The sequence below is a fragment of the Mycobacterium sp. 2-64 genome (assembly GCF_035918375.1).
Classification (GTDB): Bacteria; Actinomycetota; Actinomycetes; order Mycobacteriales; family Mycobacteriaceae; genus Mycobacterium; species Mycobacterium intracellulare.
This window is the reverse complement of sequence record NZ_CP142361.1, coordinates 4,882,669-4,906,463: the sequence shown is the minus strand read 5'-3', so window position 1 is coordinate 4,906,463 and position 23,795 is coordinate 4,882,669. Positions and strand designations below refer to the sequence as shown.

Below are 23,795 nucleotides of genomic sequence, written 5' to 3'. Positions count from 1 at the left end.
TAAGTGACCGCGACAGAGGAACTCACTTTCGAGTCGACCTCGCGGTTCGTGGAGGTGGACGTCGACGGACCGCTGAAGCTGCACTACCACGAGGCGGGGGTCGGCAACGACCAGACCATCGTGCTGCTGCACGGCGGCGGACCCGGGGCGGCGAGCTGGACGAACTGGTCGCGCAACATCCCGGTGCTCGCCGAGCGGTTCCACGTGCTCGCCGTCGATCAGCCCGGTTACGGGCATTCGGACAAGCGCGCCGAGCACGGGCAGTTCAACCACTACGCGGCCAGGGCGCTCAAGGGCCTCTTCGACCACCTGGGCCTGGGACGCGTTCCGCTGGTGGGCAATTCGCTGGGCGGGGGCACCGCGGTCCGGTTCGCCCTGGACTACCCCGACCTGGCCGGGCGCCTGGTCCTGATGGGGCCCGGCGGGCTGAGCATCAACCTGTTCGCCCCGGACCCCACCGAGGGCGTCAAGCGGCTGGGCAAGTTCTCGGCCGAGCCCACCCGGGAAAACCTCGAGGCGTTCCTGCGGGTGATGGTCTACGACCAGAAGCTGATCACCGACGAATTGATCGACGAGCGGTTCGCGTTGGCCAGCACGCCGGAATCGCTGACCGCGACGCGGGCGATGGGAATGTCGTTCGCGGGCGCCGATTTCGAGCTCGGCATGATGTGGCGCGAGGTGCACCGCCTGCGCCAGCCCGTGCTGCTGATCTGGGGGCGTGAGGACCGCGTCAATCCCTTGGACGGGTCGCTGGTCGCGCTCAAGACCATCAAGCGTGCGCAGCTGCACGTTTTCGGGCAGTGTGGGCACTGGGCGCAGGTGGAGAAGTTCGACGAGTTCAACAAGCTCACCATCGATTTCCTGGGAGGTGCGTGATGAGCATCCGTTCGCTGGGCTATCTGCGCATCGAGGCCACCGACATGGCGGCCTGGCGTGAGTACGGCCTGAAGGTTCTCGGCATGGTCGAGGGCAGCGGCAACACCGAGGGCGCCCTGTATCTGCGGATGGACGATTTCCCCGCGCGGCTGGTGATCGTGCCCGGCGAGCGCGACCACCTCATGGAGGCCGGCTGGGAGTGCGCGAACGCCGAAGGCCTGCAAGAGATCCGGGACCGCCTCGACGTCGAGGGCGTGCCCTACAAGGAAGCCACCGCCGCGCAACTGGCGGACCGCCGGGTCGTCGAGATGATCCGGTTCTCCGACCCGTCGGGCAATTGCCTGGAGGTCTTCCACGGCGTCGCCCTGGAACACCGCCGGGTGGTCAGCCCCTACGGGCACAAGTTCGTCACCGGTGAGCAGGGCCTGGGGCACGTGGTGTTGTCCACCCGCGACGACGACGAGGCGCTGCACTTCTACCGCGACGTGCTGGGGTTCAAGCTGCGCGACTCGATGCGGATGCCGCCGCAGGTGGTGGGCCGGCCCGCCGACGGGGCCCCCGCCTGGTTGCGTTTCTTCGGCTGCAACCCGCGCCATCACAGCCTGGCCTTCCTGCCGCTGCCCACACCGAGCGGCATCGTGCACCTGATGATGGAGGTCGAGAACGCCGACGACGTGGGGCTGTGCCTGGACCGGGCGCTGCGCCGCAAGGTGCCCATGTCGGCCACCCTGGGCCGTCACGTCAACGACCTCATGCTGTCGTTCTACATGAAGACACCCGGCGGATTCGACATCGAATTCGGTTGCGAGGGAAGGCAAGTCGAAGACGACGACTGGGTCGCCCGGGAAAGCACCGCGGTCAGCCTGTGGGGCCACGACTTCACGGTCGGCATGCGCGGCTGACCATGTCGGCGCCCATCGATCCGCGGACCTTCCGGCAGGTGCTGGGGCAGTTCTGCACCGGCATCACCATCATCACCACCGTGCACGACGACGTCCCCGTCGGCTTCGCCTGCCAGTCGTTTGCGGCGCTGTCGCTGGACCCGCCGCTGGTGCTGTTCTGCCCGACCAAGGTGTCGCGGTCCTGGAAGGCCATCGAGGCCTCCGGCCGGTTCTGCGTCAACATGCTGACCGAGAACCAGAAGCACGTCTCGGCCCGGTTCGGCTCCAAGGAGCCCGACAAATTCGCCGGCATCGACTGGCACCTTTCCGATCTCGGTTCACCGATCATCGACGGGTCGCTGGCCTACATCGACTGCACCGTGGCCTCCGCGCACGACGGCGGCGACCACTTCGTGGTGTTCGGTGCGGTGCAATCGCTTTCGGAGGCCCCCAAGATCAAGCCGCGGCCGCTGCTGTTCTATCGCGGTGAATACACCGGCATCGAGCCGGACAAGACGACGCCGGCGCAGTGGCGCGACGACCTGGAAGCGTTCCTCACCACGACCACCCAGGACACCTGGCTGTAGGGGTTCTCTTCGCCGTAACGCCACGGCGACTTCGCGTGCGTTTTTCCGCCGTGGCGTTACGCCCGCGGGACACCCGGCCGCCGTAACGCCCCACGTTGGGCCCAGAATGGTTTCATGACGCTGGATCTGGGCGCGTACTTCGACCGCATCGACTATCGCGGCGCCGCCGAGCCGAATCTCGAGGTGCTGCAGGATCTGATGACCGCGCACACCGGGTCGATCCCGTTCGAGAACCTCGATCCGCTGATGGGGGTGCCGGTCGACGACCTGAGCCCCGAAGCCCTCACCGACAAGCTGGTGTACCGGCGCCGGGGCGGCTACTGCTACGAGCAGAACGGCCTGATGGGTTACGTGCTGGCCGAGATCGGGTTCCGGGTGCGCCGCCTGGCCGGGCGGGTGGTCTGGATGCAGCCGCCCGACGCGCCGCTGGGAGCCCAGACGCACACGGCGCTGGCTGTGACGTTCCCGGGCTCGCAGGGCTCCTATCTGGTCGACGTCGGTTTCGGTGGTCAGACGCTGACGTCCCCCATCCGCTTCGAGACCGGAAACGCCCAGCAGACAACGCACGAGCCGTACCGGCTCAATGACCGCGGCGACGGCCTGGTGCTGCAAGCCCTGGTCCGCGACGAGTGGAAACCGCTGTACGTGTTCGGCACCCAGACCGTGCCGCAGATCGATCTGCGGGTGGGCAGCTGGTACGTGTCCACGCACCCCGAGTCGCACTTCGTGACCGGGTTGATGGCCGCCCTGACGACCGCCGACGCCCGCTACAACCTGGCCGGCCGCCACCTGACCGTCCACCGCGCCGACGGCAGCGAGAAGATCCGCCTGGACGACGCGGCGGCGGTCGTCGACGTGCTCGGTGAGCGATTCGGCATCGATGTGGCCGGCATCGGCGAGCGCAGTGCGCTCGAGGCGCGCATCGGGCAGGTGTTGGACGCGTAGGCGCGGCGCGGCTAGCGGGCCGAAAGCCACGGGCCGAGCCGTCGCACCGCTTCCTCGATGTCGGCGGTGGGCCCGGCGAACGACAGCCGGACGAACGAATTGCCGCGGGTGGTGTCGAAGTCGATGCCGGGCGCGATGGCGATGCCGGTCTCTTCCAACAGTTTCGAGCAGAACTCCATCGAGTTGTCGGTGAAGTCCGAGACGTCGGCGTACACGTAGAAGGCGCCGTCGGTGGGGGCCAGGCGCTCGACACCGATGCCGCGCAGCCCGTCGAGCAGCAGCGAGCGGTTGGTCGCGTAGTGGTGCAGGTGGCCGTCGGCTTCGGCGGTGGCTTCCGGGGTGAAGGCCGCCACCGCGGCCAGCTGCGAGAGCACGGGCGGGCAGATGGTGAAGTTGCCGGTGAGGCGATCCACCGCGCGGCGTAACTCGGCCGGCACCAGCAGCCAGCCCAGCCGCCAGCCCGTCATCGCGTAGTACTTCGAAAAGCTGTTGACCACCACGGGGTTTCGCGATGTCTGCCACGCGCAGCTGGTCTGCGGCGCGCCCTCGTAGACCAGCCCGTGGTACACCTCGTCGCTGATCAGCCGCGCCCCGGAGGCGTCGCACCAGGCGGCGATCGCGGCCAGCTCCTCCGGCGCGATGACCGTTCCGGTGGGGTTGGCGGGGCTCGCCACGATGACGCCCTGCACCGGGGGGTCGAGCTCGGCGAGCATCCGCGCGGTGGGCTGGAAGCGGGTCTGGGGCCCGCAGGGGATCTCCACGACCTCACATCCCAAGGCCGACAAGATGTTTCGGTAGCACGGATAGCCGGGGCTGGCCAGGGCCACCCGGTCGCCGGCGTCGAAGCAGGCCAGGAAGGTCAGCAGGAAGCCGCCCGAGGAGCCCGTGGTGATCACCACGGCGTCGGGTTCGACGTCGAGGCCGTGCTGGCGCCGGTAATCCGCGGCGATCGCGGCACGCAGCTCGGGGGTGCCCAGCGACACCGAGTAGCCCAGCTGGTTGGAATGCACGGCCGCCGCGGCGGCCGCGCGCACCGGCTCGGGCGCCCCGACGCTGGGCTGGCCCGCCGACAGGTTGACCAGATCGCCGTGGCTGCGCTGGCGTTCGGCGGCCGCCAACCAGACATCCATCACGTAGAACGGTGGGATGCCCGCGCGCAGCGAGACACGATCGGTCACGGCGTGTTGAGTACCTCGGATTCCAGCCGGTTAAGCAGCTCCTGCGGCGTATCCAGCAGATGCGTGCTGCCGTGAGCGCGCTTGAAGTACAGGTGCATGTCGTGTTCCCACGTGATCGCGATGCCACCGTGCAACTGGATGCCCTCGGCGGCCACCGTGTTCAGCGCCTCGGTGGCGGCCAGCCGTGCCGCGGCGGCGTTGGTGGGTGAGGGGTCCTCACACGCGTCTGACACGACGGCCTTCGCCGCGGCGACCGTGACATACAGGTCGGCCATCCGATGCTTGAGCGCCTGAAAGCTGCCGATCGGCCGGCCGAATTGCACTCGGTCCTTGGCGTATTCGACGGTCAGCTCCAGACAGCGTTCGGCGGCGCCGATCTGCTCGGCGGCCAGCAGGACGGCGGCCTTGTCCGCCAGGCCGGGATCCGCGCCGATCGCCTCGGCGTCCTGCGGTTGCACCCGGGCCAGGCGCCGGGTCGGGTCCATGGTGGTGACGGCCTGCGCGCTGAAGCGGGTCCACCTGCTCAGCCGGCCGTCCTCGACGGCGACCACGACGTCGGCGATGTCGCCGTTGACCACGTAGTCGGGATCGAGCACCAGCGCGCCGATCGCGGTGCCCTCGGCCAGGCCCTCCAGCGTCGCGGCGTCCGGCTCGGCGGCGCTCAGCAGCGCCAGCTCGGCCAGCGTGGTGCCAAGCAGCGGGGAGGGCACCAGGGCGCGGCCCAGCTCCTGCAAAACCGCTGCGGCGTCGGCCAATTCACCGCTGGCGCCGCCCAACTCCTCCGGTATCACCAGGGCCGCGGCGCCGACCTGCTCGCACAGCAGCCGCCAGAGCGATTCGTCGTAGCCGCGGTCGGACTCCATGGCGGCGCGCACCGCCGCCGGGCCGGCGTGCTTGGCGACCAGCGCGGCGACCGTCTCGCGGAGCAGCTCGCGTTCCTCAGTCATGGGCGCCGCTCCTTCTCATCGCTACGCTCTGCATCGTCGCGGCGCGAGTCATGGGCGCCGCTCCTTCTCATCGCTACGCTCTGCATCGTCGCGGCGCGAGTCATGGGTGCCGCTCCTTCTCATCGCTACGCTCTGCATCGTCGCGGCGCGAGTCATGGGTGCCGCTCCTTCTCATCGCTACGCTCTGCATCGTCGCGGCGCGAGTCATGGGTGCCGCTCCTTCTCATCGCTAGGCTCTGCATCGTCGCGGTGCGAGTCACAGCGCCTCCAGCACTCGTCGCCGATGTTCTTCCGGTGTGCCCCAGGCGGATCGCAGCGCCTGCACCCGCAGCAGCAACAGCGACAGGTCGTGTTCCTGGGTGAACCCGATCGCGCCGTGGGTCTGCAGCGCCGACCGCGCGGCCAGCAGGCCCGCGTCGGAGGCCGCCGCCTTGGCCGCGCTCACGTCCCGGGGGTCCAGCGTCAGCGCCGCGCCGTGCACCAGCGGCCGGGCCAGTTCGATGGCGATGTGCACGTCGGCGAGCTTGTGCTTGATCGCCTGATACGAGCCGATCACCCGGCCGAACTGGGTGCGTTGCTTGGCGTAGTCGACGGCGGCGTCGCGCAGCGCCTCGGCGGCGCCGACCAGTTGCGCGGCGGTACCCAGCGTGCCGAACTCGTAGGCGCGCTTGCCGTCTGCTTCCCAAGCGGAGCCGGTCGGGGTCACGTCATACAGGTGGCGGCTGGGGTCGACGGACTCGTGCTCTTCCCCCGCGGTGGCTTCGGTGACCCCCTCGTCACCGGCCAGCAGCACCAGGTTCGCCACGTCGGCGTCGACGGCCCGCGGCACCCGCGGCGGCAGCGCGACCGTGGCGATCAGCTCGCCGGCAGCGAGGCCGGCGCACCGCTCGGCGTGATCGTCGGAGTCGAGCAATACCGGTGCCACGGCGATGGATTCGACCACCGGGCCGGGCACGCACCAGCGCCCTAGGCGTTCGAGGGCGAGGACGAGGTCGATCGGGTCCGCCCCGATGCCGTCGAATTTCTCCGGCACGGCCAAGGCGGTGACACCCAAGTTGGCCAGCTGTTCCCACACCTTGCGGCCCGGCGCGGTGTCGCCCGCCGCCCACGCCCGCACGGCGCTGGGCAGGTCCGCCGAGCCGAGCGCGGCGTCGATGCTGGCCGCGAAGTCACGCTGCTGTTCGTCTAGCGCAAATCTCACTTCTTGCCCCCGGACTTCTCGCGCGGCAGGCCCAGCAACCGCTCGGAGATGATGTTGCGCTGAATTTCGTTGGTGCCGGCATAGATCGGGCCGCCCAGCGCGAACAGCAGACCTTCGGTCCACGGGCCGGCGAGTTCCCCGTCCGCGGCCAGGATGTCGAGCGCGGTCTGGTGCAGTTCGACGTCGAGGTCGGACCAGAACACTTTGGTCACCGACGATTCGGCCCCCAGCTCACCACCGAGTGCCAGCCTGGTCACCGTGCCGAAGGTCTGCAGCCGGTAGGCCTGCGCCTTGATCCAGCCGTCGGCGACCCGGTCGGCGAACGCGGCCGGTGCGCCGGCCTCCTTCCAAAGCTGCACCAACCGTTCCGCCGTCGCCAGGAAGCGGGCCGGGCTGCGCAGCGACATGCCGCGTTCGTTGCTCGACGTGCTCATCGCCGCCCGCCAGCCCTCGTGCGGGGTGCCGATCACGTCCTCGTCGGGGACGAAGACGTCGTCGAGGAAGATCTCGCCGAATCCGGTGTCGCCGCCCAGTTGGACGATCGGCCGCACGGTCACGCCCTTGGCCTTCAGGTCGAACATGAAGTAGGTCAGCCCGTTGTGGCGCTCGGCGCCGGGGTCGGAGCGGAACAGCCCGAATCCCCGCTCGGCGAACGGCGCCCGTGAGCTCCAGATCTTCTGCCCGTTGAGCAGCCAGCCGCCGTCGGTCGCCGTCGCGGTGGACCGCAGCGACGCCAGGTCGCTGCCCGATTCGGGCTCGGACCACGCCTGCGCCCAGATCTCCTCGCCGCTGGCCATTTTGGGCAGGATCCGGTCGCGCTGCTCTTCGGTGCCGTGCGCAAACAGCGTCGGGGCCAGCATCGAGGTGCCGTTGGCGCTGGCCCGGCCGGGCGCCCCGGCACGGAAGTACTCCTCTTCGAACACCACCCAGTGCAGCAGCGGCGCGTCGCGGCCGCCGTAGCGCTTCGGCCAGGTGATCACCGAAAGCCCGGCGTCGAACAGCACCCGGTCCCAATGCCGGTGCTGCTCAAAGCCTTCGGCGTTGTCGTATGACTTCGTCGGGATCGACTCGGCATTGGCCGACAAGAATTCCCGGACCTCGGCCTGGAAAGCCAAGGTGTCGTCGTCTAGATCCAGATCCATCAGTCCAGCTCTCGCAGTTGTGGTTTGAGCACCTTGCCGCCGGCATTGCGCGGCAACGCGTCGACGAACCGCACCGACCTCGGTGTCTTGAAGTTCGCCAAATGCTCACGGGTGTATGCGATCACAGATTGTTCGTCGAGTTGTGCCCCCGGGCGGGTGACCAGAAACGCCCGGCCGACTTCGCCGAGTCGCTCGTCGGGAACCCCGATCACCGCCGCATCGGCCACACCGTCGAGCCGGGCCAGCACCTGCTCGATCTCGGCGGGGTACACGTTGAATCCCCCGCAGATGTACATGTCCTTGAGCCGGTCGGTGATGCGCAGGTTGCCGGCCGCGTCCAGCACACCGATGTCACCGGTGTGCAGCCAACCGTCGGCATCGATGGCGGCGGCGGTGGCCGCCGGGTCGTCGAGGTAGCCCAGCATCACGTTGGGCCCACGCAGCAACACCTCTCCCGATTCGCCGGATTCCCCGGAGTCGATGCGCAATTCGAAGTCGGCGAACGGGCGCCCGCAGGTGGTGGCGACGGTGACCGCGTCGTCGTCGGCGCGGCACATGGTTCCCATGCCGTTGGCCTCGGTGAGGCCGTAAGCCGTCAGCACGATGTCGATGTCGAGTTCGGACTGCATGCGCTCGACCAACACGACCGGCACGGTGGCCGCCCCCGTCACCGCGAAGCGCAGCGAGCTCAGGTCGTAATCGCCACGAGCCGGATGATCGAGCAGGGTCTGGTAAATCGTTGGCGGACCGGGCAATACGGTGATGCGGTGTTGCTCGATCGCCCGCAGCGCGCGCAGCGGGTCGAAGGTGAGGTGGGGGATCAGCGTCGCGCCGGTCTGCAGGCACGCCAGGATGCCGGCCTTGTAGCCGAAGTTGTGAAAGAACGGGTTGATGCACAGGTAGCGGTCGTCGGCGGTGATCTTGCCGTTGGCGGCCCACGACGCCGAGGCCGACAGCGACTGCCGGTGCGCGCACAGCACGCCCTTGCTGCGGCCGGTGGTGCCCGACGTGAACAGGATGTCGCTGACGTCGTCGGGTGTGACCGCCGCGGCCCGGGCGGCCACCGCGTCGAGATCGGTGCCGCCGGCGATGAATTCGTCCCAGGTGCCATCCGCGGCATCGATCGGTATCCGCACAATGTGCCGCAGCGCGGGCAGCGCCGCCCGATCCAGGTCGGCGACGCGGTCGTTGCCCAGGAACTCGCCCATGCCGAACAGCACCGGCGCCTCGACGCGGGCCAGGATGTCACCGGCCTCCGCGGCGGTGTAGCGGGTGTTCAGCGGGACCATCGCGGCGCCGGCGTGGTGGATCGCCAGGCAGGCCACCACCCAATGCCAGGTGTTGGGGGACCAGATCGCCACCCGGTCGCCGGGCTGCACGCCCAGCGCGATCAGCGCCGCCGCCGACCGGTGCACCTCGTCGCGCAACGCCGCGGCGGTGAACGACCGGTCCTCGGTGACCAACGCGTCGTGATCGGGGAGTTGGCGCGCGAAACGATCCAGCGCCGCGGGCACGGTGCGGGGATCGGTGGTCATCGGCGCTTCTCCTACGGCGGCCTAACAAAGCAAGTGCTTGGTAGGTTAGCCTACAAGGCATGCAGGACGTCGAGGAGTTCCGGGCCGAGGTCCGCTCTTGGCTCGCCGACAATCTGGTCGGTGAATTCGCAGCTCTCAAGGGTCTCGGGGGCCCCGGCCGCGAGCACGAGGCCTTCGAGGAACGCCGGGCCTGGAACCAGCATCTCGCCAAGGCCGGACTGACCTGCCTGGGCTGGCCGGTCGAACACGGCGGCCGCGGCCTGTCCACCGCGCACCGGGTGGCGTTCTACGAGGAGTACGCCCGCGCCGACGCCCCGGACAAGGTCAACCACTTCGGCGAGGAGCTGCTGGGGCCGACGCTGATCGCGTTCGGGACACCCGAGCAGCAGCAGCGTTTCCTGCCCAAGATCCTCGATGTCACCGAGCTGTGGTGCCAGGGCTATTCGGAACCCGGCGCCGGCAGCGACCTGGCCAACGTGGCGACCACCGCCGAACTCGACGGCGACCACTGGGTGATCAACGGCCAGAAGGTCTGGACGTCGCTGGCGCATTGGGCGCAGTGGTGCTTCGTGGTCGCGCGCACCGAGAAGGGCTCCAAGCGGCACGCTGGGTTGTCGTATCTGCTGGTGCCGCTGGACCAGCCGGGCGTGGAAGTGCGGCCGATCATCCAGCTGACCGGCGACTCGGAATTCAACGAGGTGTTCTTCGACGACGCCCGCACCGAGGCCAACCTGGTGGTCGGCGAGCCCGGTGACGGCTGGCGGGTCGCGATGGGCACGCTGACGTTCGAGCGCGGCGTCTCGACGCTCGGGCAACAAATCCGTTACGCCCGTGAGCTTTCCAACCTCGCCGAGCTCGCCCAGCGGACCGGCGCGGCTGACGACCCGTTCATCCGCGAGCGGCTGACCCGGGCGTGGACGGGCCTGCGGGCCATGCGTTCGTACGCGCTGGCCACGATGGACGTCGAGCAGCCGGGCCAGGACAACGTGTCGAAGCTGTTGTGGGCCAACTGGCATCGCGATCTGGGCGAGCTGGCGATGGACGTCGTCGGCAAGCCGGGCCTGACCCTGGCCGACGGCGAGTTCGACGAGTGGCAGCGGCTGTTCCTGTTCAGCCGCGCCGACACCATCTACGGCGGGTCCAACGAGATCCAGCGCAACATCATCGCCGAGCGGGTGCTCGGCCTACCCCGAGAGGTTAAGGGATGAGTCTGTCCGAAGCTCCCAAAGAGATTGCCGGACATGGACTTCTGCAGGGCAAGGTGGTGGTCGTGACGGCCGCCGCCGGCACCGGGATCGGCGCGGCGACCGCGCGGCGGGCGTTGGCCGAGGGTGCCGACGTGGTGATCTCCGACCACCACGAACGGCGCCTGGGGGAGACGGCCGAGCAGCTCGCCGCGCTGGGGCAGGGCCGCGTCGAGCACGTGGTCTGCGACGTGACCTCGACCGCTCAAGTCGACGCCCTCATCGCGTCGACCACCGCTCGGATGGGCCGGATCGACGTGCTGGTCAACAACGCCGGGCTCGGCGGACAGACGCCGGTCGTCGACATGACCGACGAGGAATGGGATCGCGTCCTCAACGTGACGTTGACGTCGGTGCTGCGTGCCACGCGCGCGGCGCTGCGCTACTTCCGCGAGGCACCACACGGCGGCGTCATCGTCAACAACGCCAGCGTCCTGGGCTGGCGGGCCCAGCACTCGCAGTCGCACTACGCGGCCGCCAAGGCCGGCGTGATGGCCCTGACCCGGTGCAGCGCAATCGAAGCCGCCGAGTATGGGGTACGGATCAACGCGGTGTCGCCGAGCATCGCGCGGCACAAGTTTCTGGAGAAAACGTCGTCGGCCGATCTGCTCGACCGACTGTCGGCGGGCGAGGCCTTCGGCCGCGCCGCCGAGCCGTGGGAGGTCGCGGCCACCATCGCCTTCCTCGCCAGCGACTACTCCAGCTACCTGACCGGCGAGGTCATCTCGGTATCCAGTCAGCACCCGTGAGAGCCGGCCCGCTGGCCAAGCAAGCGCTTGGTTGATACTCTGGTCGGGTGGACCGAGTGACCGGTCAGGCCAACAGCCGGCGAGACGAGTTGCTGGAGCTTGCCGCGACCATGTTCGCCGAGCGCGGGCTGCGCGCCACCACGGTGCGCGACATCGCCGACAGCGCCGGCATCCTGTCGGGCAGCCTGTACCACCACTTCTCGTCCAAAGAGGAGATGGTCGACGAGCTCTTGCGCAGCTTCCTGGACTGGTTGTTCGCCCGGTACCGCGAGATCGTGGACGGCGAGGCCAACCCGCTGGAGCGGCTAAAGGGGCTGTTCATGGCGTCGTTCGAGGCGATCGAGCACCGGCACGCGCAGGTCGTCATCTACCAGGACGAAGCCCAGCGGCTGTTGTCACAGCCCCGGTTCTCCTACATCGAGGACATGAACCGGCAACAGCGCAAGATGTGGCTCGAGCTGCTCCATCAGGGCGTCGACGAGGGCTACTTCCGTCCCGATCTCGACGTCGACCTTGTCTACCGCTTCATCCGTGACACCACGTGGGTGTCGGTGCGCTGGTATCAGCCCGGCGGTCCGCTTACCGCGCAGCAGGTGGGTCAGCAATACCTCGCCATCGTTCTTGGCGGGATCACCAAAGAAGGAGTCTGAAATGCCAGAGGCCTACGTCATCGACGCCGTGCGTACTGCGGTCGGCAAGCGCGGCGGATCGCTGGCCGGAGTGCATCCGGTCGACCTGGGTGCGCTGGGATGGCGCGGACTGCTCGACCGGGTCGACGTCGACCCCGCCGCAGTCGACGACGTGATCGCCGGCTGCGTCGATGCCATCGGGGCGCAGGCCGGCAACATCGCGCGCCTCTCCTGGCTGGCCGCGGGCTACCCCGAAGAGGTGCCCGGCGTTACCGTCGACCGCCAGTGCGGCTCCAGTCAGCAGGCCATTTCCTTTGGCGCACAGGCGATTATGTCCGGCACCGCCGACCTCATCGTCGCCGGGGGCGTGCAGAACATGAGCCAGATCCCGATCTCGTCGGCCATGACCGTCGGCGAGCAGTTCGGCTTCACCTCCCCGACCAACGAGTCCAAGCAGTGGCTGCATCGCTACGGCGACCAGGAGATCTCGCAGTTTCGCGGCTCGGAGCTGATCGCCGAGAAGTGGAACCTGTCGCGCGAAGAGATGGAGCGATACGCGCTGACCAGTCACGAGCGCGCGTTCGCGGCGATCCGGGGCGGCCACTTCGACAACGAAATCATCACCGTGGAAACCGAATCCGGGCCGTTCCGGGTCGACGAGGGCCCGCGCGAATCGTCGCTGGAGAAGATGGCCGGCCTCAAGCCTCTGGTCGAGGGCGGCCGGCTGACGGCGGCCATGGCCAGCCAGATCTCCGACGGGGCCAGCGCGGTGCTGCTGGCGTCCGAGCGGGCCGTCAAGGAGCACAACCTGACACCGCGGGCCCGCATCCACCACATCAGCGCACGCGCGGCCGACCCGGTCTTCATGCTGACCGGGCCGATTCCGGCGACCCGCTACGCGCTGGACAAGACCGGGCTGTCGATCGACGACATCGACACGGTCGAGATCAACGAGGCGTTCGCCCCGGTGGTCTTGGCCTGGCTCAAGGAAGTCAAGGCCGACCCGGAGAAGGTCAACCCCAACGGCGGGGCGATCGCGCTCGGGCACCCGCTGGGCGCCACCGGCGCCAAGCTGTTCACCACCATGCTCAACGAGCTCGAGCGCACCGGCGGCCGTTACGGCCTGCAGACGATGTGCGAGGGCGGGGGCACCGCCAACGTCACCATCATCGAGCGGCTGTAGCTCGCTCGGCCTTCTCGCCGCTCGGCTACGGGGTCGCCAGAACGAGCCCGATGCCGCCCAGGGCGAGCAGCCAACTGGTGAAGCTGCCGACGAGGAAGTACTCGGTCACCTCGTCGATGCCGACGTCGCCGTTACCGCCCTTCTGCGCGTTCAACTCCGGGAAGCGGATGATCCCCTTGGCGGCGACGACGGCGCTCGCCGCGGCGACCTGCCCGCCGACACCGAGGCTCAGGATCAGCAGGCGTTCCATCGGTCCCAGCAGTCTGCCGCCCTTGAGCCGGTCCGACGGCTGCGGCTGACCTTCCGGGCGCATCGCGCCCACCGAGGCAAGAACCAAGCGCACCAACTGATTTGCGGTGGCGAACTGGGCCAGGACGACGCCGACGATCATCAGCAGCCGGGTGGGCGTGACGTGGGTGAGCGGCAGGTGCACCCAGGACGACCATCGAGCGATCGCGCCGTTGGTCGGCGACGACCACCCGGACAGCAGCATCAGCAGTGCGAGCGCGGCGCCGAACACCGCCAGGGCCGCGCCTTGCCGGCTACCGCTGTGTTCGCTTCGCGCGCACAGCCATTCCCAGGCCACTACCGCCGCGGCGGCCAGCACCAGCAAGGGGATGTCGCCGGCATGCCAGAGGGCTCCCGCTGCGGCGCACGCCACCACCACGACCGGCCCGATCACGAGCGACGGCCATACCGTGCGGAGCGCTCGCCGACCGAGATCGGCGACTGCGAGCGCCGTGAGGAATACCGCGACGGCGCTCACGGCAGACTCCGAAGATAGTGGCTGGCAAGGACAATCAGATCCAAACCATCGCGGCTCGCGCGCTGAGACACCGCGGATGGACTGATGCCCTCGTCCGCGGCGAGCTCCTTTTTGGTTCGGCCCGTCATCAAGCCCCTCACGATCCGCAACGATCTTTCGTCGAGCGATCCAAGCAGATGGTCCCGACAAATCAGCGCCGCGTTGACCGCCGCGGCGTCGGTGCGTGTGTCACCGTCCGCCCGGAACGTCGTGCGTACCAACGCGAAGCCGGGTTGCCGCTGGGCCTCTGCGGTCTGCTGGATGGCCGCCCGTGCGCTCCACCAACCGGGCCCGTCCTGAATTCCCGCGTCGGCATCGAGGATGGTGACCGCGCCCCATCCGATGCCGAAACGGACGTCGATGTCCGGGGCGAGCAGCAGGCGGACGGTCAATGCCGCGTCGATGGCGGCCCCGACGGTGGGGTAGCTGCCCTGGAACTCGTCGCCGACGGTGAAGGCGGGCGGGTCGATCGCGCCGTCGCCCACTTCCCGCAGAGCCGCGGACAGGGCGCGGTGCAACCCGGGGCGATCGGTGGCATGCCGGGAACCGACGACATCACCGATCAGCGTCGCGCGAGATGAAGGCTGTGGCTTCATCCGATCCATTTGAAGAGTATAGCTTAATTACATCAAGATTCAGCAAATAGCTTCACAAGCGGCGCGTGGCTACTCGTGCACCAGGGCGGATGCCGCCCGCAGGTGCTCGATGGCGTCCCGCACGATCGAATCGATCAGCTCGGCGCACGACGGCAGATCCTCGAGGATGCCCGCCACCTGCCCGGAGGCCAGCACCCCGGCCTCCGTATTGCCGTCCACCAGACCGGCTTTCAACAGCATCGGGGTGTTGGCCGCCATGACGACCTGCGACCAGGTCAGCTCCTTGCCGTGCCGCATCGCCAGGCCGTCGCTGATCATCGACCGCCACGTCATCCGTGACATGTGCTTGAACTTGGCCGCGTTGCGCACCGCGGCGGTCAGACCCCGCACCGGCGAACCGTTTTCCAGCTTCTCGACCAGGCCGGTGCGCAGGACCCGGTGCGGCATGCCGTCGACGCGGGTGGTGACGACGGTGCCGTCCAGCGCCGCCTCCAGGTAGCGCCGCTTGACCGCGTCGGGCACGGTCGAATCCGAGGTCAGCAGGAAACGCGTGCCCATCGCGACACCGGCGGCGCCGTAGCTCAGGGCGGCCGCCAACCCGCGCCCGTCGAAGAATCCGCCCGCGGCGATGACGGGAATGCCGGTGCCTCGCACGGCGTCCAGCACCGAGGGCAGCAGCAGCGTGGTGGCGACGGGACCGGTGTGCCCGCCACCCTCGCCGCCCTGCACGATCATCGCGTCCGCACCCCACCCGGCGACCTTGCGGGCGTGCTTGGCCGCGCCGATCGACGGAATCACCACCGCGCCGGCCTCTTTGAGCCGGGCGATGAGCTCCTGCTTGGGCGCCAGGGCAAAGGACGCCACCTTGACGCCTTCGCGGATCATCAGATCGACCCGGTCGCCGGCATCGGCCGCGTCGGCGCGGATGTTCACGCCGAACGGCTTGTCCGTGGCGGCCTTGACCTTGGCGATGGCCGTCGCCAATTCGTCCAGCGTCATGGTGGCCGACGCCAAAATGCCCAGCCCGCCCGCGTTCGCGGTGGCCGACACCAGGCGCGCCCCGGCCACCCAACCCATCCCGGTTTGCACCACCGGGTGCTCGACACCGACCAGCTCGGTCAGCGGCGTGCGCAACCTGGTCATCAGCGTATCTCTCGGTCGCGCAACGACTTCGGATCGATCGTTTCGCGGATGAGGCGCAGTTCGTCCGCGGTGGGCAGCCGGGTCTCCTCGGCGTCCTCGAGCCCATGGATCTCGAACGAGGTGGCCTCGCGGACCTCGTCCGGCGAGACCCCTGGGTGCAGGCTCAGCGCCCGCATGGTCCGGTCGGGCCCGCCGAAGTCGAAGACGCCGAGGTTCGACACGACCCGGTAGGTGTTGGCGAACCGAAACGCCGGATTGTCGGCATCGACGTTGTCCCAACCGATCCCGCAGACCACGTCCACCTTCTCGCTGAACACCCGCTTGGAATGGTTGCCCACCCAATAGCTGGTCGCGTGGTTGATGGCGTTGCCCGGGGCGCCGCGCACGCCGAACATCTGGCGTTTGGGTTGCTGCAACGGGCCGAACGCCGAGATGTTCTGATTGCCAAACCGGTCAACCTGATTGGCGCCCATCACCACGTGGCGGCGCCCCCAGGCCAGCGTCTCGAACACCCGGCCGAACGGCATCCAGCCCTCGACGGTACCGGTCGCGCCGAGCGCCGGGGTGTCGGCCAGCAGTTGGGCCTCGCCGTCGGTCAGCAAGATATCGGGGGAGAAGGTCAAGCGGGCTAGCCGCGCCCCGACGGAGGCCATGTTGGTCATCGGGCTGACCATGATCTCGCCCGCGTCCCTGAACAATTCGGCACAGGCGACTGCGCACACTTCGGCGCGGGTGCTGCTCACTTTCAGGCCTCCTCTGCGAATGCGCGAACCGCCGCCTGGTAGTCGTCTTCGGTGCCCGACAGGTAGGTCTGGGTGAACTTCTGCCAGCCCTCGTCGGTCGACGCCGCCTCGGCGTAGTGCCGCTGGAACTTCTCGTCGCGCCCGTAATCCGGTGCGGCGGTGGTGAAGTGGGCACCGTTGGGCGCCTCCACGACGCTGTCGACCATCATCCGGTTGACCAGCAGCGCCTGCGGCGGCACCGCCTTGATCAGTTCGTCGGTGGATACGATGCGCTCGACCGACAGGTGGCGCCTGTCGGCGGCCATCAGGAACAGATCGTCGAAGTAGGGGTCGATCCCGGTGTAGGCGGCGTTGCCCCGGCTGTCGCCGAGGTTGAGGTGGACGAATGCGGCGTCCAGGCGCAGCGCGGGCATGGCGATCAGCGTTTCGTGGCCGCCGTCCGTGGGGTACGGCGAAGTGACGGTCTGCAGTTCACCCTCCCAGAAGTCGGGCACCGAACTGCCCAGCCCGGCCCGGATCGGCAGGAACGGCAGGCGTTGCGCGGCGGCCTGTAACCCGCAGCGCAGCATGCCCTCGTCCATTTCGCGGGCCTCGATCGCCCCGGCCGCCCGGGCCTTGGCGAACCACGGGTCGTAGAACGGCGGGGAGTCCAGCGAGACGAACCCGTAGTAGACGCGCTTCACCTTGCCGGCCGAGCACAGCAGCCCCAGGTCGGGCCCGCCGTAGGTGACCACGGTCAGGTCGGTGACATCGGTGCGCAGCAGGGCGCGCACGAATGCCATTGGCTTGCGCCGAGATCCCCATCCGCCGATGCCGATGGTCATGCCGCTGCGCACCTGCGCGACGGCCTCGTCGAGGGTGGTTCTCTTGTCGCTCACGCGTCCTTGCCCTTCGTCGTGCCGGCGAACGCGTCGCGGTGCTCGTCGGCCACCCCGGCGAGATTGAGCTCGAACGTAAAGCCTTGCTCCATCCGGTAACTCGAGTTGACGCGTTGCACGTCGATGAGGTTCAGTGCCTCCTTGGCCGCCCGGATGACCCGGGTGTCCTTGGCGGCGATGTCGCGCGCGACCCGCAATGCGGCCTCGTCCAGCTGATCCCGCGGCACGATCTCGTGCACCGAACCGAAGTGGTGCAGGGTGGCGGCGTCGACGGTGGCGGCGGTGAAGAACAGCCGTCGCATCAGGTGCTGGGGCACCAGCCGGGACAGGTGGGTGGCCGCGCCGAGCGCGCCGCGCTCCACCTCGGGGAGCCCGAAGGTGGCGTCCTCGGAGGCGACGATGACGTCGGAGTTGCCGACCAGGCCGATGCCGCCGCCGACGCAGAATCCGTTCACGGCCGCGACGACGGGCACCGCGCACTCATAGACGGCGCGGAACGCGGCGAAGCAGCCGCGGTTGGCGTCGATCAGCGCGGTGAATCCCTCGGTGCGCTGCATCTCCTTGATGTCGACCCCGGCGTTGAAGCCGCGGCCCTCGGCCCGCAGGATGACGACGTGGGTTTGCGGGTCCTGGCCGGCCGCGGTGACGGCGTCGGCCAGTTCGAACCAGCCGCGCGACGGGATGGCGTTGACGGGCGGGTAGTCGACGGTAACCGCGACGATGCCCGGTTCGGTGGTTGTGGATGTGATGGTCAAGGTGCCACTTCCTTGTGGGGTAACTACCTAAGCAAGCACTTGCTTGGTACGCTAGCACAGTGACTCGCGCCGAAGCATGCCCCCCGTTTGCAGAAGCCATGAACTTGGGGCTGGCCGGGCGGGTGGTTCTCGTCACCGGCGGCGTTCGCGGGGTGGGCGCCGGAATTAGCGCGGTTTTCGCCGCGCAGGGCGCCACCGTCGTCACCTGCGCGCGACGGCCGGTCGAGGGATCGCCCTATGAGTTCCACTCCTGCGACGTCCGCGATGACGACGCGGTCAGTGAATTGATCGACACCGTCGCGGACCGGCACGGGGGCCTCGATGTCGTCGTCAACAACGCCGGGGGATCGCCCTACGTGCTGACCGCGGAGTCCAGCGCCAAGTTCAACCGCAAGATCATCGAGCTCAATCTCATTGGCGCGCTGTCTGTTTCGCAGCACGCGAACGACAAGATGCAAGCCCAGCCGCGCGGCGGGTCGATCATCAACATCTGCAGCCTGTCGGGGCGTCGACCCTCCCCGGGTACCGGCGCGTACGGGGCGGCCAAGGCGGGGCTGGAGAGCCTCACCCAGACCTTGGCCGTGGAATGGGGACCCAAGGTCCGGGTCAACGCCTGTGTGGTCGGCATGGTGGAGACCGAACAATCGGAACTGTTCTACGGCGACGCAGAATCGATCGCCGCGATCTCGAAGAACGTGCCGCTCGGCCGGCTGGCCAAACCGGACGACATCGGCTGGGCCGCGGCGTTTCTGGCCTCGGACGCGGCCTCCTACATCAGCGGCGCCTCGCTAGAGGTGCACGGCGGCGGCGAGCCCCCGCACTACCTGGCCACCACGAACGCGAACGCGATCAAGTAGAGGAGAAAACAACTATGGGAGTGGTTGACGGCCGCGTCGTCATCGTCACCGGAGCCGGCGGGGGTATCGGTCGCGCGCACGCGCTGGCCTTCGCCGCCGAGGGTGCGCGGGTGGTGGTCAACGACATCGGGGTGGGCCTGGACGGTTCACCGGCGGGCGGCGGCAGCGCCGCCCAGGGGGTGGTCGACGAGATCATCGCCGCCGGGGGCGAAGCCGTCGCCAATGGTTCCAACGTCGCCGACTGGGACCAGGCTGCCGAACTGATTCGGACCGCCGTCGAAACATTCGGCGGCCTGGACGTTTTGGTGAACAACGCCGGCATCGTGCGCGACAGGATGATGGCCAACACCAGCGAGGAGGAGTTCGACGCCGTCGTCGCCGTGCACCTCAAGGGCCACTTCGCCACGATGCGGCACGCCGCGTCGTATTGGCGTGGGTTGTCCAAAGAGGGCAAAACCGTTGACGCGCGGATCATCAACACGAGCTCGGGCGCCGGCCTGCAGGGCAGTGTCGGGCAGGGCAACTACAGCGCCGCCAAGGCGGGCATCGCGGCGATGACGCTCGTCGGCGCGGCCGAGATGGGCCGCTACGGCGTCACCGTCAACGCCATCGCTCCCTCGGCGCGCACCCGCATGACCGAGACCGTCTTCGCCGAGATGATGTCCACCCAGGATCAGGATTTCGACGCGATGGCCCCGGAAAACATTTCCCCCCTGGTGGTTTGGCTGGGTAGCGCCGAATCGCGCGACGTGACCGGCAAGGTGTTCGAGGTCGAGGGCGGCAAGATTCGCGTCGCCGAGGGCTGGGCGCACGGGCCGGAGATCGACAAGGGGGCGCGGTGGGATCCCGCGGAGCTGGGACGCGTCGTCGCCGACCTGCTCGCCAAGGCGCGCCCGCCGGTCCCGGTCTACGGCGCCTGACGCGGCGCCCGCGCCGAACGTGCACTCACGGCGATGATTTCGCCGATTCTTCGCCGTCGGTGCACGCTCGCCGAGGGGGTTCGCACACCACGAGCGGGATGACCCGGTCGGCGGCTTCGCGGTACTTGCGGTAGGGCGGGTACATCCGCATCAGCGGCGGCCAATAGCGTTCGCGCTCGGCGTCGGTCGCGTCGCGCGCGATCAATTCCAGGCGCTGGGCCCGGATCTGCACCCGCACCTCGGGATTCTCCCGAAGGTTCAGATACCACACCGGGTCTTCGTCGCGGCCGCCGAACGACGCGGGCAAAATCACCCGTTCACCGTCGCGCAGGTAGAGCGTCGCGGTGGTCCGCGGCCGGTTGGACTTGCGTCCGGTCGTGGTCAGCAGCGCCGCCGGGAATCGCAGCAGTTTCGCGCCGAGCCTGCCGTTGGTTCGGCGGTACACCCAGATGTGCAGGCGCGCGAAGTACTTGAGCAGCAGCGCAATCGGGCGCGAGTTGCGGATCCAGCGACGCTCGGACATCTTGCCCAGGATGGTTCCCCATCCGGGCGATTTGAAACTCTAGGGGTCGCAGATGACGACCGGGATCACCCGATCGGTCCAGGACCGGTAATCGTCGAACGAGGGATACATGGCGTCCAACTTCGGCCAGTACTCGGCCCGTTCCGCCTCGGTGGCGTCGCGGGCCTGCAGGTGAAGCACCTCGTCCTTGATCTGCACGGACACTTTGGGATTGGCCTTGAGGTTGAGGTACCACAGCGGGTGCTTGTCGCTGCCGCCCTTCGATGCGACCAGTACCACCCGATCGCCCTCGCGCAGGTAAAGCAGCGGGCTCACCCGCGGTTCGCCGGTCTTGCGTCCCGTCGTGGTGAGCAGCGCGACGGAGGCCTTCTGGAAAGTGCCGCCGAATTTTCCATTGCTGCGTCGGTATATCCATGCGTTGCCCTTGGCCATCCACTTGATGATGAAGGCGACCCAGGGTGAGTTCAGTGCGCGTGGCTTCGGTTTCGGCATGATGTTCCTCGACGTCCCTAGCGCTGGATGAAGGGGTGGAAGCGAACCTTGATGTGGTGGATTTCGGCTTTCCCGCTTGCGCTTTCGGCCGGAATGACGAAGGTCTCGGTGACGTGCGCCGCGAGCCGACGCCCGCCCAGCGCCGCCTTGGTCAGCACCTGATAGGCGGCGTGCACGTCGTCGCCGTCGATGCGGTACTCCGGCGTCGTCGTGTGCGCCAGCAGCCGATACTGCGGCCCGCGATTCAGGCTGCGCCGCAGGTGATTTCCGGAGAACCCGTTCTTGATTCCCTGCTCGATGCGGGTGCAGCCGGCCGCGAACGGGACGGTGTCGCCGTCGTGGCTGACCAGCGCGTCGATGTAGGACTGCGCCGCGGCGATGCGGCTCTCTTCGGAGACGAGCAAGGGGGAACTAGATGCGCTCGATGATGGTGCCGGTGGACAGGGCGCCGCCCGCGCACATCGTGATCAATGCGGTGGTCTGGTCGGTGCGCTCCAACTCGTGCAGCGCGGTGGTGATCAGCCGGCTGCCGGTCGATCCGACCGGGTGGCCGAGCGCGATGGCGCCGCCGTTGACGTTGACCCTGGCCATGTCCGGCTCGTGCACCCGCGCCCAGGACAACACCACCGAGGCGAACGCCTCGTTGATCTCGACGAGGTCGATGTCCCCCATCTTCATGCCGGCCTTCTCCAGCACCTTGGCCGTCGACTGCACCGGTCCGTCGAGGTGGTAGTAGGGCTCGGCGCCGACCAGCGCCTGGCTGACGATGCGGGCGCGCGGCCGCAGGCCCAAAGCCTTGGCCTTGTCCTCGTCCATCCACAGCACGGCCGCCGCGCCGTCGGAGATCTGCGACGACGTTCCCGCCGTGTGGATCCCGCCTTCGAGGACCGGCTTCAGCGCGCTCAGACCCGACAGGGTCGTCTCGCGCAGGCCCTGGTCGCGGGAGATGGTGACGCGCTCCGACGTCGGCTGCTTGTTCTCGTCGAGCGCCGGGGCCTCGATCGGGGAGATCTCGCGGTCGAAGCGGCCCTCGTCCCAGGCCTGCTTGGCCCTGGCCTGCGAGTTGAAGCCGAACTCGTCGATCTCCTCGCGGGTGATGCCGCGCCGCTTGGCGATCCGCTCGGCGGCGGTGAACTGGTCGGGCAGGTCGATGTCCCACGACGCGGGCCGCAGGATGCTGCGGTCGGGGCCCGCGTTGGCGCCGAGGCCGACGCGGCTCATGGCCTCGATGCCGCACGCGATACCGATGTCGATGGCGCCGGCGGCGATCAGCCCGGCGACCAGGCCGTTGGCCTGCTGGCCGCTGCCGCACTGGCAGTCCACGGTCATGGCGCCGACGTGCTCGGGCAGCCCGGCCACCAGCCAGCTGACCCGGCTGATGTTGTTGGACTGTTCGCCGTACTGCGTGACGCAGCCGCCGATGACCTGTTCGACGTCGCCGGCGTCGATGCCTGCCTTCTCGACCAGCGCCTTCTGCACCGCACCCAACAGCTCGGTGGCGTGCAGCCCTGACAACCATCCGTTGCGCTTGCCGATCGGGCTGCGGGTGGCTTCGACGATTACCGGGTTACCCATGACGCCAGGCTAGAACACGTTTCATTACTATGACAAGCGAGGATGCGTCGCCGCCTTTTGTCTGCGGTGGAGGCATGTTTTACTGGCACCAGAGCATCACTAGGACAGCTAGTGTCCTGGGATCGCAAGTCATCGAGGACTGTAGTTAGGAGAAGTAGCGTGCCCAGTCCGAATCTTCCGCCCGGGTTTGATTTTCTCGATCCGGACGTCAGTGTCAAAGGCCTCCCGGTCGCGGAGTTGGCCGAAGTGCGCAAGTCCGAGCCGATCTTCTGGGTAGACGTCCCGGGCGGCACGGGCGGTTTTGGCGACAAAGGCTATTGGGCCATCACCAAGCACAAGGACGTCAAAGAGATCTCTGTGCGCAGTGACATCTTCTCGTCTCAGCAGGACTGCGCCATCCCGGTGTGGCCGCAGGAGATGACGCGCGAGCAGATCGACCTGCAGCGCAACGTCATGCTCAACATGGACGCCCCGCACCACACCCGGCTGCGCAAGATCATCTCGCGCGGCTTCACCCCGCGGGCCATCGGACGGCTGCGCGACGAGTTGGACGCCCGCGCGCAAAACATCGCGAAGACGGCCGCCTCGTCGGGCTCCGGCGACTTCGTCGAGCAGGTCTCCTGTGAGCTGCCGCTGCAGGCCATCGCGGGTCTGCTGGGTGTTCCGCAGGAGGATCGGGACAAGATCTTCCGCTGGTCCAACGAGATGACCGGCAACGAAGACCCCGAGTACGCGCACATCGATCCCGCGATGTCCTCGGCCGAGCTGATCATGTACGCGATGAAGATGGCCGAGGAGCGCGCCAAGAACCCCGGCGACGACATCGTCACCCAGCTGATCCAGGCCGACATCGACGGCGAGAAGCTCTCCGACGACGAATTCGGGTTCTTCGTGGTCATGCTGGCCGTCGCGGGCAACGAAACCACCCGGAACTCGATCACGCACGGCATGATCGCGTTCGCGGACAACCCCGACCAGTGGGAGCTGTTCAAGAAGGAGCGCCCGGACACCGCGCCCGACGAAATCGTCCGGTGGGCAACGCCGGTCACGGCGTTCCAGCGGACCGCGCTGGAGGACTACGAGCTGTCCGGTGTGCAGATCAAGAAGGGCCAGCGGGTCGTGATGTTCTACCGCTCGGCCAACTTCGACGAAGAGGTCTTCGAGGACCCGCACAGCTTCAACATCATGCGAAACCCCAACCCGCACGTGGGCTTTGGCGGCACCGGTGCCCACTACTGCATCGGCGCCAACCTGGCCCGGATGACGATCAGCCTGATCTTCAACGCCGTGGCCGACCACATGCCGGACCTCAAGCCGATCTCCGCGCCCGAGCGGCTGCGGTCGGGGTGGCTCAACGGCATCAAGCACTGGCAGGTCGACTACACCGGCAAGTGCCCGGTGGCGCACTGAT

General features: G+C 68.3%; 26 protein-coding genes. 11 read left to right on the top strand and 15 right to left on the bottom strand.

Translation table 11 applies throughout. The features are described 5' to 3' along the window. Window positions 1-3 precede the first annotated feature (3 nt). The 4 genes from hsaD (at window position 4) to QGN31_RS22910 (ending at window position 3,289) form a co-directional block, all read left to right on the top strand. Window positions 4-876, top strand: a complete 873-nt coding sequence (gene hsaD, locus QGN31_RS22925; RefSeq protein WP_009957025.1) for a 4,5:9,10-diseco-3-hydroxy-5,9,17-trioxoandrosta-1(10),2-diene-4-oate hydrolase — start codon at window positions 4-6, stop codon at window positions 874-876. After that, entirely contained in the window at window positions 876-1,778 is a 903-nt protein-coding gene (gene hsaC / locus QGN31_RS22920) for an iron-dependent extradiol dioxygenase HsaC (RefSeq protein ID WP_009957026.1), read from the top strand. The genes hsaD and hsaC overlap by 1 nt, the downstream gene beginning before the upstream one ends. A 2-nt stretch (window positions 1,779-1,780) precedes the next feature. Beyond that, window positions 1,781-2,344, top strand: coding sequence for a 3-hydroxy-9,10-secoandrosta-1,3,5(10)-triene-9,17-dione monooxygenase reductase subunit (gene hsaB / locus QGN31_RS22915; protein ID WP_008263575.1), 564 nt, complete (start codon window positions 1,781-1,783; stop codon window positions 2,342-2,344). Between the two features lie 114 nt (window positions 2,345-2,458). Continuing rightward, on the top strand, window positions 2,459-3,289 hold the full coding sequence (locus QGN31_RS22910) for an arylamine N-acetyltransferase family protein (RefSeq protein ID WP_009957028.1): 831 nt from the start codon (window positions 2,459-2,461) through the stop codon (window positions 3,287-3,289). Window positions 3,290-3,300: 11 nt separating this feature from the next. On the opposite strand, the gene QGN31_RS22905 is transcribed toward QGN31_RS22910, so the two are convergent. The 5 genes from QGN31_RS22905 to fadD3 all read right to left on the bottom strand — a co-directional run bounded on the left by QGN31_RS22905 (window position 3,301) and on the right by fadD3 (window position 9,292). After that, window positions 3,301-4,467, bottom strand: a complete 1,167-nt coding sequence (locus QGN31_RS22905; RefSeq protein ID WP_014941230.1) for a pyridoxal phosphate-dependent aminotransferase — start codon at window positions 4,465-4,467, stop codon at window positions 3,301-3,303. After that, the gene (gene ipdE2 / locus QGN31_RS22900) at window positions 4,464-5,414 is read right to left on the bottom strand and encodes an acyl-CoA dehydrogenase IpdE2 (protein WP_014941231.1); all 951 of its coding nucleotides are present in this window, start codon (window positions 5,412-5,414) and stop codon (window positions 4,464-4,466) included. Before ipdE2 ends, QGN31_RS22905 begins: the two co-directional genes overlap by 4 nt. A gap of 256 nt (window positions 5,415-5,670) precedes the next feature. Then, window positions 5,671-6,615: an acyl-CoA dehydrogenase family protein gene (locus QGN31_RS22895; protein WP_014941232.1), complete on the bottom strand. Its 945-nt coding sequence runs from the start codon at window positions 6,613-6,615 to the stop codon at window positions 5,671-5,673. Then, complete coding sequence (locus QGN31_RS22890; RefSeq protein WP_008263612.1) at window positions 6,612-7,757, bottom strand: acyl-CoA dehydrogenase family protein; 1,146 nt, start codon at window positions 7,755-7,757, stop codon at window positions 6,612-6,614. Before QGN31_RS22890 ends, QGN31_RS22895 begins: the two co-directional genes overlap by 4 nt. Next, a complete protein-coding gene (fadD3, locus tag QGN31_RS22885; RefSeq protein WP_014383763.1) occupies window positions 7,757-9,292 on the bottom strand; it encodes a 3-((3aS,4S,7aS)-7a-methyl-1,5-dioxo-octahydro-1H-inden-4-yl)propanoate--CoA ligase FadD3 in 1,536 nt (511 codons plus the stop codon). Before fadD3 ends, QGN31_RS22890 begins: the two co-directional genes overlap by 1 nt. Window positions 9,293-9,351: 59 nt before the next feature. On the opposite strand from fadD3, the gene ipdE1 reads away from it, so the two are divergent. Genes ipdE1 through fadA6 form a run of 4 tightly spaced genes read left to right on the top strand, consistent with a single transcriptional unit; the run spans window position 9,352 to window position 13,097 of the window. Then, entirely contained in the window at window positions 9,352-10,500 is a 1,149-nt protein-coding gene (gene ipdE1, locus QGN31_RS22880) for an acyl-CoA dehydrogenase IpdE1 (RefSeq protein WP_008263616.1), read from the top strand. Next, window positions 10,497-11,285 carry a (5R,7aS)-5-hydroxy-7a-methyl-1-oxo-2,3,5,6,7,7a-hexahydro-1H-indene-carboxyl-CoA reductase gene (gene ipdF / locus QGN31_RS22875; RefSeq protein ID WP_009956926.1) on the top strand — a complete coding sequence of 263 codons (789 nt, stop codon included), beginning with the start codon at window positions 10,497-10,499 and terminating at the stop codon, window positions 11,283-11,285. Before ipdE1 ends, ipdF begins: the two co-directional genes overlap by 4 nt. A gap of 47 nt (window positions 11,286-11,332) precedes the next feature. Continuing rightward, window positions 11,333-11,935: a TetR family transcriptional regulator KstR2 gene (kstR2, locus tag QGN31_RS22870; protein WP_008263620.1), complete on the top strand. Its 603-nt coding sequence runs from the start codon at window positions 11,333-11,335 to the stop codon at window positions 11,933-11,935. Between the two features lies 1 nt (window position 11,936). Further along, a complete protein-coding gene (gene fadA6 / locus QGN31_RS22865) occupies window positions 11,937-13,097 on the top strand; it encodes a steroid 3-ketoacyl-CoA thiolase FadA6 (RefSeq protein WP_014381749.1) in 1,161 nt (386 codons plus the stop codon). Window positions 13,098-13,122: 25 nt separating this feature from the next. Here fadA6 and QGN31_RS22860 read toward each other — a convergent pair whose 3' ends face one another. From QGN31_RS22860 to echA20, 6 genes are read right to left on the bottom strand one after another with little or no spacing between them, the layout of a single operon-like run. Continuing rightward, on the bottom strand, window positions 13,123-13,863 hold the full coding sequence (locus QGN31_RS22860; protein ID WP_014383764.1) for a hypothetical protein: 741 nt from the start codon (window positions 13,861-13,863) through the stop codon (window positions 13,123-13,125). After that, window positions 13,860-14,507 carry a SatD family protein gene (locus QGN31_RS22855; protein WP_014379015.1) on the bottom strand — a complete coding sequence of 216 codons (648 nt, stop codon included), beginning with the start codon at window positions 14,505-14,507 and terminating at the stop codon, window positions 13,860-13,862. Before QGN31_RS22855 ends, QGN31_RS22860 begins: the two co-directional genes overlap by 4 nt. A 60-nt stretch (window positions 14,508-14,567) precedes the next feature. Then, window positions 14,568-15,641: a (3aS,4S,5R,7aS)-5-hydroxy-7a-methyl-1-oxo-octahydro-1H-indene-4-carboxyl-CoA dehydrogenase gene (ipdC, locus tag QGN31_RS22850; protein ID WP_008263630.1), complete on the bottom strand. Its 1,074-nt coding sequence runs from the start codon at window positions 15,639-15,641 to the stop codon at window positions 14,568-14,570. Further along, on the bottom strand, window positions 15,641-16,384 hold the full coding sequence (gene ipdB / locus QGN31_RS22845; protein ID WP_014379016.1) for a cholesterol ring-cleaving hydrolase subunit IpdB: 744 nt from the start codon (window positions 16,382-16,384) through the stop codon (window positions 15,641-15,643). Before ipdB ends, ipdC begins: the two co-directional genes overlap by 1 nt. A gap of 2 nt (window positions 16,385-16,386) precedes the next feature. Beyond that, window positions 16,387-17,262, bottom strand: a complete 876-nt coding sequence (gene ipdA, locus QGN31_RS22840) for a cholesterol ring-cleaving hydrolase subunit IpdA (protein ID WP_014379017.1) — start codon at window positions 17,260-17,262, stop codon at window positions 16,387-16,389. After that, entirely contained in the window at window positions 17,259-18,017 is a 759-nt protein-coding gene (echA20, locus tag QGN31_RS22835) for a (7aS)-7a-methyl-1,5-dioxo-2,3,5,6,7,7a-hexahydro-1H-indene-carboxyl-CoA hydrolase (RefSeq protein ID WP_014379018.1), read from the bottom strand. The genes ipdA and echA20 overlap by 4 nt, the downstream gene beginning before the upstream one ends. A 59-nt stretch (window positions 18,018-18,076) precedes the next feature. Between echA20 and QGN31_RS22830 the strand changes: the two genes are divergently transcribed. Continuing rightward, the gene (locus QGN31_RS22830; RefSeq protein ID WP_162832313.1) at window positions 18,077-18,874 is read left to right on the top strand and encodes an SDR family oxidoreductase; all 798 of its coding nucleotides are present in this window, start codon (window positions 18,077-18,079) and stop codon (window positions 18,872-18,874) included. A gap of 14 nt (window positions 18,875-18,888) precedes the next feature. Further along, window positions 18,889-19,794 (top strand): SDR family oxidoreductase, encoded by a 906-nt coding sequence (locus QGN31_RS22825; protein ID WP_008263643.1) that lies wholly within the window; start codon window positions 18,889-18,891, stop codon window positions 19,792-19,794. A 25-nt stretch (window positions 19,795-19,819) separates the two neighbouring features. Here the strand turns inward: QGN31_RS22825 and QGN31_RS22820 are convergent, their stop codons facing one another. The 4 genes from QGN31_RS22820 to QGN31_RS22805 are packed head-to-tail and all read right to left on the bottom strand — an operon-like array spanning window position 19,820 to window position 22,384. Further along, window positions 19,820-20,317, bottom strand: coding sequence for a nitroreductase family deazaflavin-dependent oxidoreductase (locus tag QGN31_RS22820; protein WP_014941233.1), 498 nt, complete (start codon window positions 20,315-20,317; stop codon window positions 19,820-19,822). Window positions 20,318-20,356: 39 nt separating this feature from the next. Beyond that, window positions 20,357-20,809: a nitroreductase family deazaflavin-dependent oxidoreductase gene (locus tag QGN31_RS22815; RefSeq protein WP_014941234.1), complete on the bottom strand. Its 453-nt coding sequence runs from the start codon at window positions 20,807-20,809 to the stop codon at window positions 20,357-20,359. Between the two features lie 17 nt (window positions 20,810-20,826). Beyond that, window positions 20,827-21,213 carry a hypothetical protein gene (locus tag QGN31_RS22810; RefSeq protein WP_009956914.1) on the bottom strand — a complete coding sequence of 129 codons (387 nt, stop codon included), beginning with the start codon at window positions 21,211-21,213 and terminating at the stop codon, window positions 20,827-20,829. A 7-nt stretch (window positions 21,214-21,220) separates the two neighbouring features. Further along, entirely contained in the window at window positions 21,221-22,384 is a 1,164-nt protein-coding gene (locus QGN31_RS22805) for a steroid 3-ketoacyl-CoA thiolase (RefSeq protein ID WP_008263648.1), read from the bottom strand. A gap of 159 nt (window positions 22,385-22,543) precedes the next feature. Between QGN31_RS22805 and QGN31_RS22800 the strand changes: the two genes are divergently transcribed. Beyond that, a complete protein-coding gene (locus QGN31_RS22800; protein WP_009956913.1) occupies window positions 22,544-23,794 on the top strand; it encodes a cytochrome P450 in 1,251 nt (416 codons plus the stop codon). Window position 23,795: the final 1 nt, after the last annotated feature.

Excerpts from the sequence above, each read along its gene's own strand:
- QGN31_RS22815 (WP_014941234.1), bottom strand. The coding sequence starts at position 20,809 with ATGCCGAAACCGAAGCCACGCGCACTGAACTCACCCTGGGTCGCCTTC.
- ipdF (WP_009956926.1), top strand. The coding sequence starts at position 10,497 with ATGAGTCTGTCCGAAGCTCCCAAAGAGATTGCCGGACATGGACTTCTG.
- QGN31_RS22825 (WP_008263643.1), top strand. The coding sequence starts at position 18,889 with ATGGGAGTGGTTGACGGCCGCGTCGTCATCGTCACCGGAGCCGGCGGG.
- QGN31_RS22805 (WP_008263648.1), bottom strand. The coding sequence starts at position 22,384 with ATGGGTAACCCGGTAATCGTCGAAGCCACCCGCAGCCCGATCGGCAAG.
- hsaB (WP_008263575.1), top strand. The coding sequence starts at position 1,781 with ATGTCGGCGCCCATCGATCCGCGGACCTTCCGGCAGGTGCTGGGGCAG.
- ipdE1 (WP_008263616.1), top strand. The coding sequence starts at position 9,352 with ATGCAGGACGTCGAGGAGTTCCGGGCCGAGGTCCGCTCTTGGCTCGCC.
- QGN31_RS22820 (WP_014941233.1), bottom strand. The coding sequence starts at position 20,317 with ATGTCCGAGCGTCGCTGGATCCGCAACTCGCGCCCGATTGCGCTGCTG.
- fadA6 (WP_014381749.1), top strand. The coding sequence starts at position 11,937 with ATGCCAGAGGCCTACGTCATCGACGCCGTGCGTACTGCGGTCGGCAAG.
- hsaC (WP_009957026.1), top strand. The coding sequence starts at position 876 with ATGAGCATCCGTTCGCTGGGCTATCTGCGCATCGAGGCCACCGACATG.
- fadD3 (WP_014383763.1), bottom strand. The coding sequence starts at position 9,292 with ATGACCACCGATCCCCGCACCGTGCCCGCGGCGCTGGATCGTTTCGCG.
- ipdC (WP_008263630.1), bottom strand. The coding sequence starts at position 15,641 with ATGACCAGGTTGCGCACGCCGCTGACCGAGCTGGTCGGTGTCGAGCAC.
- QGN31_RS22855 (WP_014379015.1), bottom strand. The coding sequence starts at position 14,507 with ATGGATCGGATGAAGCCACAGCCTTCATCTCGCGCGACGCTGATCGGT.
- QGN31_RS22890 (WP_008263612.1), bottom strand. The coding sequence starts at position 7,757 with ATGGATCTGGATCTAGACGACGACACCTTGGCTTTCCAGGCCGAGGTC.
- ipdE2 (WP_014941231.1), bottom strand. The coding sequence starts at position 5,414 with ATGACTGAGGAACGCGAGCTGCTCCGCGAGACGGTCGCCGCGCTGGTC.
- QGN31_RS22910 (WP_009957028.1), top strand. The coding sequence starts at position 2,459 with ATGACGCTGGATCTGGGCGCGTACTTCGACCGCATCGACTATCGCGGC.